Annotated in this window: 11 protein-coding genes and 1 tRNA gene; 7 read left to right on the forward strand and 5 right to left on the reverse strand. The window is 33.2% G+C overall.

What is annotated here, in order from left to right; translation table 11 throughout:
* Positions 1-8: 8 nt before the first annotated feature.
* The 5 genes from NNL09_RS10690 to NNL09_RS10710 form a co-directional block, all read right to left on the reverse strand.
* Complete coding sequence (locus tag NNL09_RS10690; RefSeq protein ID WP_025668059.1) at positions 9-602, reverse strand: phage tail protein; 594 nt, start codon at positions 600-602, stop codon at positions 9-11.
* 484 nt (positions 603-1086) lie between these two features.
* Entirely contained in the window at positions 1087-1524 is a 438-nt protein-coding gene (locus tag NNL09_RS10695; protein ID WP_196911138.1) for a retropepsin-like aspartic protease, read from the reverse strand.
* Positions 1521-4127, reverse strand: coding sequence for a CHAT domain-containing protein (locus NNL09_RS10700; protein ID WP_196911137.1), 2607 nt, complete (start codon positions 4125-4127; stop codon positions 1521-1523). The genes NNL09_RS10695 and NNL09_RS10700 overlap by 4 nt, the downstream gene beginning before the upstream one ends.
* Entirely contained in the window at positions 4108-6099 is a 1992-nt protein-coding gene (locus NNL09_RS10705; RefSeq protein ID WP_196911136.1) for a PKD domain-containing protein, read from the reverse strand. The genes NNL09_RS10700 and NNL09_RS10705 overlap by 20 nt, the downstream gene beginning before the upstream one ends.
* Before the next feature lie 149 nt (positions 6100-6248).
* The gene (locus NNL09_RS10710) at positions 6249-7286 is read right to left on the reverse strand and encodes a hypothetical protein (RefSeq protein WP_196911135.1); all 1038 of its coding nucleotides are present in this window, start codon (positions 7284-7286) and stop codon (positions 6249-6251) included.
* A 105-nt stretch (positions 7287-7391) separates the two neighbouring features.
* Between NNL09_RS10710 and NNL09_RS10715 the strand changes: the two genes are divergently transcribed.
* From NNL09_RS10715 to NNL09_RS10745, 7 genes are all read left to right on the forward strand, one after another.
* Entirely contained in the window at positions 7392-7979 is a 588-nt protein-coding gene (locus NNL09_RS10715; RefSeq protein WP_025668054.1) for an RNA polymerase sigma factor, read from the forward strand.
* On the forward strand, positions 7976-8713 hold the full coding sequence (locus NNL09_RS10720; protein ID WP_196911134.1) for a M48 family metallopeptidase: 738 nt from the start codon (positions 7976-7978) through the stop codon (positions 8711-8713). The genes NNL09_RS10715 and NNL09_RS10720 overlap by 4 nt, the downstream gene beginning before the upstream one ends.
* 181 nt (positions 8714-8894) lie before the next feature.
* Positions 8895-9683: a TatD family hydrolase gene (locus tag NNL09_RS10725; protein WP_025668052.1), complete on the forward strand. Its 789-nt coding sequence runs from the start codon at positions 8895-8897 to the stop codon at positions 9681-9683.
* Positions 9684-9721: 38 nt separating this feature from the next.
* On the forward strand, positions 9722-10756 hold the full coding sequence (locus NNL09_RS10730) for an asparaginase (protein ID WP_025668051.1): 1035 nt from the start codon (positions 9722-9724) through the stop codon (positions 10754-10756).
* A gap of 69 nt (positions 10757-10825) precedes the next feature.
* Positions 10826-10913, forward strand: a tRNA-Ser gene (locus tag NNL09_RS10735).
* 82 nt (positions 10914-10995) lie between these two features.
* Complete coding sequence (locus NNL09_RS10740) at positions 10996-11805, forward strand: MotA/TolQ/ExbB proton channel family protein (protein ID WP_025668049.1); 810 nt, start codon at positions 10996-10998, stop codon at positions 11803-11805.
* Between the two features lie 100 nt (positions 11806-11905).
* The gene (locus NNL09_RS10745) at positions 11906-12400 is read left to right on the forward strand and encodes a hypothetical protein (RefSeq protein ID WP_025668048.1); all 495 of its coding nucleotides are present in this window, start codon (positions 11906-11908) and stop codon (positions 12398-12400) included.
* Positions 12401-12406: the final 6 nt, after the last annotated feature.

Below are 12406 nucleotides of genomic sequence, written 5' to 3' on the forward strand. Positions count from 1 at the left end.
AGTACTACTTAATTTCTAGACGGGAAAAGGCCTTGTATACAAATGCAAGGATTTAATGTAAGGAAAGGCATTCTGTTTTCGTGATATTGACTTCCTCCTGTATTTAGAGTGTCGGCATTACCAGTGATTGCACCTATAGCACCTGCTATCGGCACATTGGGAGCTTCTGAATTATACCCTGAGATTTCAGCTAAATTACTGCTGTCATAAGGAGCTGCTAATGATACGCCACTAGTTGGCGTGTGCGTATCTGCCTGACCACTATTTACGCTCATTTGTACTGTTATATTAAGATTAGAAGTATCAATTATATGATTGTGCGATGGTATTTGTAATACATTTAAAGTCACTACTTCTTCACCCCCGCGTGACCCTAATCGATAATCAGACAAACCAGGCCCGTTACCAAAACCAATAGGTGCACGCCCTCTTAAATCTGGTAAACCAAAAGTTGTACGGCCATCCCCGCCAAAAGTAGTTCCTAGTAATGAAAATAATGCTGTGTTACTTGATATAGCTATTAAAGCACCAGAACAAAATGCCCAACTTCTGGGAGCAAAATTGCAAGCCCAATACACAATCTGTGAAAGATAAAATTCCATAATTTTAATTTTTTAAGTTAAAGATTCATTGAAATATAATATGACAGCCTCGCTTTTGGTCGTCTGTCTTCTCAAAGAAAACAGAAAGTTAAAAACCAGTCAATACGTATAATTACTTGATTTTGACAGATGTATTAGCTTAAAATAGCTTGGAAATAGTTATTTAAAGTTTGCAATAAATGGGGTAACTTATAAGATTTTGAGATATAAACTTTTTACCATAAAAGTTTATTCAGGGGTAATTAGATAGTTAATGAGCGTGTTTTGCAATTTAGAATATCCAAGTATAAGTTTTGTATACTAAGATGTTGGATGTAACAATTACTGAAGGAAACATTTGTATGATGGTAGAATCCGTACCATTGATTAAAAATCGATTAATATTAACGTTTAGAACTTAAATTTAGTTAAAAAATAGTAACAAATCTTATTTTTGAACTGTTTTTTTTAGCTATCATATTATATGCTATAGTAGTAATTAAGCTTATTTCAGATACATACATTTTTTTTCGTAGTCAATAATTGCTTTTCCTCTTTTAAGGATGTCAGCTCCAATAATACCATCGACAGGTTCTGCATGATGTGCTATCAATGCTGCATTTACATGGTTAAGATTAAATAAAACAAGAGATATTCTTTTTCTTGACCAGCTTCCGATTTGTATGGTGTTTTTTTGTGAAAGTTGTGTTAGCATATCGGTAGCACCTGCTCCTGCAGCTTTTACATCGCTATCCTGGGCAAAAAGAGAAAATTTATCTACAGCTTCAAACCCTACACAGGAGTTAGAAGCACCGGTATCGACTATAAAATTACCCTCTACATCATTTAATATTGCTTTAACTTCAAAATGATTCGTCTTTGTAAAAACTAATTTAATTCTGTGGTATTCTTTTTGGTTTAAAAATTTTCGAAGTGTACTCATGCTTTATTTTGAAGAAACTTCGGTAAAAGTAGTATAATTAAAATAAATAAAACAATACCTATTTTATGCCAAAAATAGCTTAAAGAATAAGAATGACCGATCTCACCATAATATACAAATGGGGCCCAATAATAGGGTGATTTCTGAACATTTGAGATACTTTCTGTATCCAGGTAGTCTAGCTTGGCACGATGTATCGCTTTTGCCTTGGGAATAGAATGATTAAGGTTTTGGTAAAAGTTTTTCATTACTGTAGCAGTAGTTTTGTCATTTACTTTCCATAATGAAAAGAGTATATTTTCTACTCCGGCATAATGAAAACCTCTACCAATACTAATAGGACCTTCTCCTTTTGCTAATCTGCCAACACCAGTTTCACAAGCACTTAGCACTACCAGATTTGCATTAAGCTGTGCTCCGTATAATTGATTAACCAGAATATCCTGATCCCAAAATTGTATAGAGGCTGGTCTAGAAAAGCTTCCGGATTCGGCGTGGGTAGACAAATGAATGATATCATGCTCTTTTGCTAATTTAATAAACCGTTGATAAGTTGCTTGTTCGTTTTCTATAAAATCCCCATTAAAATAGTACTGTATAGATTTGCTTTCGTTTTTTGAAAATGAGAGTTCTTTCTCTGTATTTTCAAAAACAGGGAATACACCCAGAACCGTTTTTTTTTGAGGGTTTTTGGGATTAGATCGCAAATACTTACCAGCCGAAATTTCATAACTTATTTCAGTAGACCGTATTAAAAAAGGCATTTTGCTGAAATTCATTGAATTCGTCTTTTTTAATAATAGGGTCTCAAAAGGAATAAAATAAAGAAGACCATCGGGGATGATTAATAGTTTTTTAGATTGTTTGGGGATTTTTAAGACATTAAAAAGCTCTGCAGCATTTTTTGTAAATTCGGTTATATCTCGGGTAATCATCGAAGCATTGTCGAAATAATGAACATACTTTTTGATGGTACTTTTAAAATATTCGGGGTTTTCTATTTTTTTGATTTCAAAAGAATCTCGGCTGATTATAAATTGATATATGTTCCGGTTTCCATAAAAATATTCAATCAAAGTGGTATGATTTTTTTTTAATTTTTTCTGAAGAGCAGGAATAGAAATATTGTTTTGACGCCTAAGTAGTTTGGGATATGTATGACGAAGTTTTTCAAGTATTTCTTTCAGGGCGATAGATGTAGTGTCGTGAGCTGTAGTCCATTTTTGAATTTGATCAATACGAGCATCCTCACCTTTTAATTTTTCTTTTAAAATTAGAGTCTCATAGGATGTTAATGCTGCATTAAGTCGATTTTTATTTGAGACTAAAGAATCGTTTTTGTATTGAGATAGTATTTTTTTGGATATCAAAGCTTCATTTACAAGAGGGGATTTAGAATGCTCGGCTGCCCAAAATGCTTGCACACCATATTTTTCCTCTTTTTGGGTTTGGTGAATAGTAAAAAGAAGATCAATATAGGCTTCTGTTCTGTTTCTGTTTTGGCTGTGTTGAATGATCCGAGTGTCCTGAAGCGGATATACAATATTTAGTTTTGAGTTTACATCAAAAGCTAAATCAAAGGCAGCTATCGCTAAAAGAGGTTTTTGGGTTTGTTGATAAGTATATGCGTGAATATCTAACGCTTTTAAAAGAAGTCTATCTGCAATAAGATATTCTTTAGATGGTAAATCAGTATTTGGCGAATATCCCGGTAGGAGGGTGGTATATATTTCTTTCAGGTTTTTTTGAATTTCGCTAAATTCTGACTTGGATAATAAAATATCGATATAAGCTAATTGCCATTTGACAATAGTTCTTGCTGATGTATTTTTATTTTTGAGCAATTGAAATCTGGCTTGTGTAATATAATCCTGAGCTTTTTTAAATTCTTTTTTCTCTAAAGCCGTAGCAGCAAGAATCTGATAAGCATTTATTTGATTTGCATTTATTGTAATTACTTTATTAGCAAAAGTTTTTGCTTTGCTATAGTCACCAGAATCCAGGTGATTTGTGGCTGTGTTTGTTAATAAATTGATGTTGTTTGGGTCAATATTTAACCCTTGTTTAAGTATTTCGAGAGCTTTTGGATAATTTCCTTGGTTATGATATACGATAGAAAGATTAGTAATTCCCGAGATAATTTTTGTGGTATCCTTAGATTGCTCAGCCAGATATAAATAGTTTTTTATAGTGGTTTCGGCTTTGGGTAAATCCCCAACTTCTGTATAGATATTCCCAAGAGGTTGTAAGCAATTTTCAATGATGTCATAATCGATTAATCCTTTTTCATAATATGTTTTCCAGGCAGTTTCATAATATAAAATAGCTTTTGGTTTGTTGTTATATCGATTGTTGTAATATCCCAGATTGCAGTGTACTATTACCCAGGCTAACTGATCTGCTTTTGTATGAAGCTGATCTTTTTTTGGAGCAATCATTTTACTTAGCTGTAGTGCTTTAGAATTCGACGGTTTTTGTATAAAGTGATCTAACTGATCATATAAAAACGCTGAGGTTTTTGTTTTTTGCTGAGCCTGTAGTATTGGGTTTCCAAACCAAAGAGCAGCGATACATAGTAATATTCTAAAACTTCCAAATTCCATAGAATTGAATTTGAGAGTTTGGGCTATCAAAATTATGAACATATCTAACTCCTATACTTGGGCCTATTCGTACAGTTCCAAAATTCATTCCAACAAAAATACCAGTTTGTATATTCGTAAAATCATCTTTGATTTCTTGTGTTTCTGTAACATCAAGTTCAATGTTTCGAATAATTTCTGGGGGAGTTGGGCCATTATTTCTAATAATCGTAAATCCTTCTCCTATAGTTTCCTGATCATTTTTACTTGTGATATCCATCTTTAATTGAATACCTGCTCCCATGGCAAAAAAGTTGTTGAAATTATAACGAAATGATCCGGGAACCGCATAAATAGAAATGTTATTATATGTATTAGCTTCTGAGAATTGAATCAAGCTTTCTGTACCATTTGCATCTATAGAAGTGGTTTCAAAATTTCGTAATTCGTCATAAGAAGATGCAGATGCCATTAATTCTGCCTGATAGTATCCTCTGTAGGATTTAAAAGGAGATAATGTTGCTCCAACAAAATACTCTTTTTGATTGTCGAGTTCGGGAACCATGATATATCCTGCTTTTGCACCTATAGAAATACCAGGCATAAACCGCGTAGTTGCATAGTTGGTGATAATAGGCTCGTTTTTGTCAAAATATATAGCAGTACGACTTTTGGTCTTTTTTTTATGAAAGTCTTTACCAAATTTCATAGAATACTTTACAAATCCTTTGGTCGAGTCTATTTCGGTTACATTCTTTTGTTGGCTTCCGGGAAGATATATTCGATTAAACTGAAAAATGATCTTGTCTTTTTTTAGAATAGTATCGAGACAACTGTAATTAACTTCTCTTTCTTTAGGGCAAATTGGGCATTCGGGATACATGCCATCAATTTTCAATGTAGCTTTATCAAACATTTCTGGAGTGTCTACAGCTAGTTTTATAGTATTGGCAGGACCTTCTCCGTTGTTTTGAAAACGCACTTTAAATTTGAGGCGTTTAAAACGAACTAACCGATAGTTCATTAACCAACCATTAGAAGACATTTTGTTGGGATCATGAGAAGTAACAATTTCCATTTCTGTATCCTTCACAGTGTGATTGTCAAAATTTTCATCGGGAACATAGATACTTCTTAGTGTAACAATAGCACTGGTATCTTTGATCATTTCGGGTGTTGTTTTTAGAGTCCTGAAAATGTTTCGTTCTTCACCAGGCTGCATATCATTAAATGCAATTACCTGATAATTGCGATACAATGATTTGGATTCTTCTAATGTAAGTGGAAGGTTTTTTCTTTTGGTAGTATCCTGAACAAATAATGTTCTGTTTTGTAGTGTTGTATGAGTTGAAGAAGCTAATAAAGTATGATCGTCATTTTGGGAGAGCGTTTCAGAAATAATAGGTAGCGGAATAATTTTTTCTTCATGATGTAATCTGGTATCTTCCAGAATAAAGTTGTCATTTTTAAATTGATTATCATTATAAAACAAGTATAATTTACCATTAGAAATGTAGTTATTCGTATTCTTATAACTTGTAATAAATATCATTTCCTGATCAGGAATAGGTTCGCGATTTCGTTTCAGAATTAAATCATCATCTTCAATAAAAGGGGAATTAGGACCTATAGAGGCTTCATCGGATGCATCACTCACAGTTATTGATTTTGGCCTGCTTGTAGGTGGTTTTCCATTATCATAGTTGTTGGTTGCCCAAAGTTTGGCTTCGTATGTTCCTGAAGAAGTATACCGATGTGCAGGCTTTTCTTTAAAACTATAATTACCATCACCAAATTCCCAATAGTAGGTATAAAAAGCTTTGGGAGCACCGGCAATTTGATTTAAAGGTGGCATTTCTGCTCCATAAACTACTTGGTTTCCATTAATTTCATAAGATATAGGTGCGATTCTAGGTATGGTATCGTTGGTTAGTATTTGTCCAATACATAGCAATGGAAATAATACAGTACAGTATAAGATATAGCCCCTCATGATTTGTTATTAGTAGTTACTAAAGATAAGTAAAAAGTTAAATTAGAAATATTGATAAAAATATTCCGGAAGTTTACCTCCCGGAATATATACTGGAATTTGCCGTAACCCCCGCTAACTAATTTACATATTCCAGTACAATTTTTGATTTATGGTAACCCATTTATTAGTGTTATTAATTCGGCTTCGGTACCTGTAGTGGTAGACCCAATTACTTCTACATGATCTTCTGTTATCGTTGCACCCTGTATTGCATATGTATACTCACCATCCTGAACAGATACAAATATGAAATGTACTTCTAATCCGATAGGGATTAGCCCATAATGTTCAGAGAATAACTCGGTTTCTTCAATATAAGTGTCTAATAATGCTAATGCAGTTGGTTCCCCATCATAAGACACATATATATTGCAATTTGTGTTGTCATACCCTTCAGGAGCGTCTACATAAATAACAGTTTTTGGTCTTGGATCATTATACCAACGATCAATATTAGTCCACCCGAAATTGCTGATAAAACCAGAATATCCTGTTACTCCTGTTCCGTTAGGCCCTTCTCCCTGTCCAAGGTCAATATTTCCTTCTTGGTTTTCTTCCCAAACGACATCACAATCGATTACGTCGCTGTCGCAACCATCGTCTGCGGCTTTAAATAACCTCATTTCGGGATCAAAATCTTCATTTGGCGAAAAAATCTCAAACGCATTTGCAAGTTGTAGTTGATTTCCATTCTGATTGGCATTTACAAAAAATTCTCCAGCAGATTTTAAAGTCTCGATATCACCATTTGGGCGTTTGCCATTGGTCGGCATTTTGGTGAGTAGCATTTTGGCTTTATCATAGATTTCTACTAATTCGATAGTAACACTTCCGCTAACCGGGTCGCCATTTTGATCTAAAAAACTGTTTGGGAGAAAATGTAGTCGTGTACCTTCTTCTCCATACATATGTCCTCCTAATTCGGCATTCATTACAAAAGTCTGCATTGCTTCTTCACGGTTATCCTTGATTGCTTTTTGTAGTTCTATTCCATTAATGATTCTTTCGATAATGATATCGTTATCATCATTTTTACAGCTTCCTAATAAAAGAATAGCTAAGCCTAAAAGTAAAAAACTCATCATAGCTTTTTTTGCACTCCTACTATTTTTTGGTATTGCAATTGTTCTATTTGATGTTTTCATGATTTTCGAAATTTTATTGTTTACAACATCAGATCAACAGCTTTGATTTTTTGTTACCCTTATCTTGATAACTTTTTTTAAATTAGTCGCTTATATTCGCTATTTATGGGAAATACCAAATTTCATTCTGATCAGAAATACATTGAAGCTCTTTTGAAGAATGATACAGTAGTCTTAACCGAGATTTATGATAAATTCGTTCCGAAAGTAGTTAGGTATATAAAAAATAATAGTGGAGATGAATCCAGAGCTCAGGATATTATCCAAGAAACTTTAATCACTATTTATAAACAGGCAAAAGAGAAAGGACTACAACTTACCTGCCCATTTGATGCCTATTTCTTCCTGTTATGTAAACGTAAATGGTTGAATGAATTAAAAAAGCATTCTAATAATCAGGTAACAATTAATGAAGAGGTTGTATCTATAGATGACGAGAGTGTTCGTTTTGCAGAAGAAACTGAGATTTTTAATGCAAAACATGAACTTTTTAAAGAGATGTTTGACCAATTAGGTAAAGCTTGTAAAGAATTATTAAAGATAACTTTTACTACAAAATCTATGGAAGAAGTGGCTTTAAAACTAGGGCAGTCCTATGGGTATGTTCGTAAGAAAAAGTCTTTATGTATTGGTCAGTTAACAAAACTTGTTCAAGACACTCCTAAGTTTAATAAAATAAAGAATTTGTTATGACCCCAGAAGAAAAATATGAGCTGTTTGATCGGTTCTGTAGCAACGAACTCTCTGCTACCGAAGAAAAAATGTTAACAAAACTGATTAGTGAGGATGTATCTATTGCAGAAGAATTTAAACTATATCAAGAGTTAAATTCACATCTAGATACACGTTTTACTTCAGAAAAAGAGGAAGAAGCATTAGAAGGTAATTTAAAAGCGATTGGAGATGTACATTTTAATAAGAAAGCAACTGCAAAAGAAACCAAAGTGATAAGAATGCCCGTTTGGGCATATGCTGCGGCTGCAAGTGTAGCTGTGATTTTTGGCGTATACTTTTTTGGACAAAGTAGCCCTGTATATAGTGATTTTGCGAATATTCCCGAATTATCAATTACAGAAAGAGGAAGTACAGAAAGGAATAGTAAGAATGCAGAACATGCTTTTAACTCAAAAGATTACGTGGGAGCAGAAAAGTACCTGTTGATATTATTGTCAAAAGATGAAAATAATGCAGAATATCAATTCTATTATGGAATATCATTATTAGAACAAGATAAATATGTAGAAACTACTCAGGTTTTAGAGAAACTGTATCAAGGAAACTCGGGGTATAAATATAAAGCATTATGGTTTGAAGCATTAAACCAACTGAAACAAAAAAAATATGATCAATGCGCTACATTGTTAGAGAATATACCCGAAGATGCCGAAGATTACATTCGGGCTCAAGAATTATTGAAAAAAATGTGATGTTTTGTAATCTATTAATTTGTTTCCTGTATAGCGAATCTTAAAATAGTTTTAGTAAAGAACTTAATCTAGAAGTGAAAAGATACAATTCTATAGCTTAGAATTAAAAGCTGAAAAGTGTTCAATAATAAAAGCAATAGATTGCTGGCTGGTATTAACTCTAATTTAATACTTTTGCGGCATGATACTAACCGATACCCATACTCATATTTATAGTGAAGCCTTTGATGAGGATCAGGATGAAATGATGCAGCGGGCTATAAAAAATGGCGTGACACGCTTTTTTGTTCCTGCTATTGATTCTACATATACCAATGCTATGTATGCAATAGAGACCAAGTATCCAAAACATGTTTTTTTGATGATGGGATTGCACCCTACCCATGTAAAAGAGAATTACAAAGAGGAACTTGTATTTGTAGAGAATGAACTTAAAAAACGTTCTAATAATGAGGTCGACAAAAATTTTTATGCAATAGGAGAGATAGGTATAGATTTGTATTGGGATAAAACTTTTTTGAAGGCTCAACAAGAAGCTTTTAAATATCAAATCCAATTGGCAAAAAAATACAAGTTACCTATAGTAATACATTGTCGCGAAGCTTTTGAAGAGATTTTTGAAGTATTAGAATCCGAAAAAAGTGATGATCTATTTGGGATTTTTCATTGTTTTACAGGAACCATAGACGATGCCAATCGAGCTATAGGGTATAATATGAAATTAGGAATAGGAGGTGTCGTTACTTTCAAAAATGGTAAAATAGATAGATTTTTAAATCAGATTTCATTAGACCATATTGTCCTGGAGACAGATGCACCTTATTTAGCACCAACTCCATATCGAGGTAAACGTAACGAAAGTTCTTATTTACTTAATATTTTAGAAAAACTCTCAGATATATATCAAAAACCTATAGAAGAAATAGCTGCAATTACTACTAAAAACTCTAGCGATATATTCGGTATCTAGACCAATAAAATATAATTTAATTTTCGTTCATTTGCCATATGAATACTTCGCCAAACATATTACTTATTTATACTGGAGGAACCATTGGGATGGTCAAAGATTTCAAGACGGGCGCCCTGGTAGCTTTCGATTTCGATGAGCTGTTATTAAACATCCCAGAACTCAAACAATTAGATTGTAATATCGATACCATTAGTTTTGAGAAGCCTATTGATTCTTCTGATATGAATGTTGATCGATGGAAAGAGTTGGGAGATATAATTAATGTTAATTATAAAAAATATGATGGGTTTGTTGTTTTGCATGGAAGTGATACGATGTCCTATACAGCATCTGCGATTAGTTTTATGTTTGAAAACCTGGCTAAACCTATTATTTTTACAGGTTCTCAATTGCCAATAGGAGATTTGCGAACCGATGCAAAAGAGAATTTGATCACCGCAGTTCAAATTTCGGCATTACAAGAAAAAGGAAAGCCTGTAATTACAGAGGTAGGACTCTATTTTGAATATAAATTGCTTAGAGCTAATAGAACTACTAAGATTAATGCAGAACATTTTGAAGCATTTCAATCCCTTAACTATCCCTCTTTGGTAGAATCTGGGGTGCATCTTAAGATCAATACTTCTTTTTTACTAAGGTGTAATCGAAGAAAAAAGATGGTATATCATACACATTTTGATAATAATGTTGTTATCGTTAAGATGTTTCCGGGGATTAATGAGAATATTTTGAAGAGTATTTTCTCTTTAGAAGCTATAAAAGGAGTGGTTTTAGAAACATATGGAGCAGGTAATACAACTACAAAAAAATGGTTTATCGCGATAATTTCTGACCTTATCCAAAAAGGAATACCGGTAGTTAATGTTACACAATGTATAGGTGGAAGTGTAGAAATGGGTAAGTATGATACAAGTATTGCACTAAAAAAAGCAGGTGTTATTTCGGGAAAAGACATTACTACAGAGGCTGCAGTGGCAAAATTGATGTATTTATTGGGGGAAAAATTACCACTTAAAGTCCTCAAAACCATTTATGAAACCTCTCTTCGTGGCGAAATGTCAGAAAATTAACGCCTCAAATTTCAATAGTTAACATTTTTTTTGTTATTTGCCCATCCTTATTTTTTTAGGGGAAAACCAAGAGAGGTGGCCGAGTGGTCGAAGGCGCACGCCTGGAAAGTGTGTATACGTCAAAAGCGTATCGAGGGTTCGAATCCCTTCCTCTCTGCATTATTATCAATTTTTTAATAGATTTTATATTATTTTTATATCTTTAACCCTTTAACTAATTAAAATTAAGAATCAGCGCAATGAAAAGATTATTTTCTATTCTGGCAATCGCAGCAGTAATGACTTTTGGAAACTTACAAGCATCTACTGCACCTGCCCAGTTATTAACGGCAAATGTGCAATTATTAATTGCTCCTATAACTAATACGACAACAACTCAAGAAGAAGCAGTATCCGAGGCTACTACAGATGAACTATCTTTTCATCAAAACCTTAAAAGACGTTTTATCGAAGGAGGTCCTCAATTTATGGGTATCGTACTTTTATGTTTGATCTTAGGTCTTGCGATAGCAATTGAAAGAATTATCTTTTTAAATCTTTCTACAACAAATACTAAGAAACTACAACAAAATGTAGAAGATGCATTAAATAGTGGTGGTATTGAAGCAGCAAAAGAGGTATGTAGAAATACAAAAGGCCCTGTTGCATCAATTTATTATCAAGGTCTTGATAGAGCAGACGAAAGTATAGATGCAGCAGAGAAATCAGTTGTAGCATACGGAGGTGTTCAAATGGGACAATTAGAGAAAAATGTATCGTGGATATCATTATTTATCGCTCTTGCTCCAATGCTTGGATTTATGGGAACGGTAATTGGTATGATTACAGCATTTGATAAAATTGCGGCTGCAGATGATATGCAACCTTCTCTTGTAGCAGGTGGTATTAAAGTAGCACTTCTTACTACTGTATTTGGACTTATTGTTGCAATTATTCTTCAAATATTCTATAACTATATCGTTGCAAAAATTGATAGAATTGTAAATGATATGGAAGATGCTTCGATTACTTTAATCGATATTTTGGTAGATTACAAGAAAAAGAAATAATTGATGTTTCTAATAAAAATCTCATCTAAAAGATTTTTAATTTACACTTTTATTTAATTACGGATTACGTGTGTGATCCAAACAAAAAATTATTAGTAACATGAAAATTTCAAAAATATTATCATATATCGTACTGGCTATAGGCGCTATAGGAGCTATTTTACTGTTCTTAATGAGCAATAATTTTGATGGCCTTATGGAAAAATATGGTATTACAGAAACCAAAGACTTTGTTAGAGAAGGAGGGTCGATGGATGTTTTAAAAGAAGCAACATCTTTGGTAAATCCATTATATACTCTTACAGTTATTGTTATTATAGGTGTAATAGCCGTTACTTTGATAGCTGTTTTCTCTTCATTAGCTAAAAACCCTGGAGGTCTTAAAAATACTGCAATCGGTATTGTTGCTTTCCTTATTGTTGTAGGGATTGGTTTTGTTGTGGCAGAAGGAGTAGAAGCTCCTTTAAATGATGGAGGAGTACTTTCTGCAAGTGGCTCTAAATGGGTAGGAACAGGATTGTATACATTTTACTTTTTAGCTGCTATTGCAGTTGGGTTAATGTTCTTTTCTGGTATTAAGAAACTAATTAAGTAAACAATT

The organism is Aquimarina sp. EL_43, from assembly GCF_943422735.1.
Classification (GTDB): Bacteria; Bacteroidota; Bacteroidia; order Flavobacteriales; family Flavobacteriaceae; genus Aquimarina; species Aquimarina megaterium.

What these genes read in the sequence shown, in the direction of transcription:
- NNL09_RS10740 (WP_025668049.1), top strand. Translation starts at nt 10,996, where the DNA reads ATGAAAAGATTATTTTCTATTCTGGCAATCGCAGCAGTAATGACTTTT.
- NNL09_RS10695 (WP_196911138.1), bottom strand. Translation starts at nt 1,524, where the DNA reads ATGAGTACACTTCGAAAATTTTTAAACCAAAAAGAATACCACAGAATT.
- NNL09_RS10725 (WP_025668052.1), top strand. Translation starts at nt 8,895, where the DNA reads ATGATACTAACCGATACCCATACTCATATTTATAGTGAAGCCTTTGAT.
- NNL09_RS10710 (WP_196911135.1), bottom strand. Translation starts at nt 7,286, where the DNA reads ATGAAAACATCAAATAGAACAATTGCAATACCAAAAAATAGTAGGAGT.
- NNL09_RS10720 (WP_196911134.1), top strand. Translation starts at nt 7,976, where the DNA reads ATGACCCCAGAAGAAAAATATGAGCTGTTTGATCGGTTCTGTAGCAAC.
- NNL09_RS10715 (WP_025668054.1), top strand. Translation starts at nt 7,392, where the DNA reads ATGGGAAATACCAAATTTCATTCTGATCAGAAATACATTGAAGCTCTT.
- NNL09_RS10700 (WP_196911137.1), bottom strand. Translation starts at nt 4,127, where the DNA reads ATGGAATTTGGAAGTTTTAGAATATTACTATGTATCGCTGCTCTTTGG.
- NNL09_RS10690 (WP_025668059.1), bottom strand. Translation starts at nt 602, where the DNA reads ATGGAATTTTATCTTTCACAGATTGTGTATTGGGCTTGCAATTTTGCT.
- NNL09_RS10705 (WP_196911136.1), bottom strand. Translation starts at nt 6,099, where the DNA reads ATGAGGGGCTATATCTTATACTGTACTGTATTATTTCCATTGCTATGT.
- NNL09_RS10730 (WP_025668051.1), top strand. Translation starts at nt 9,722, where the DNA reads ATGAATACTTCGCCAAACATATTACTTATTTATACTGGAGGAACCATT.
- NNL09_RS10745 (WP_025668048.1), top strand. Translation starts at nt 11,906, where the DNA reads ATGAAAATTTCAAAAATATTATCATATATCGTACTGGCTATAGGCGCT.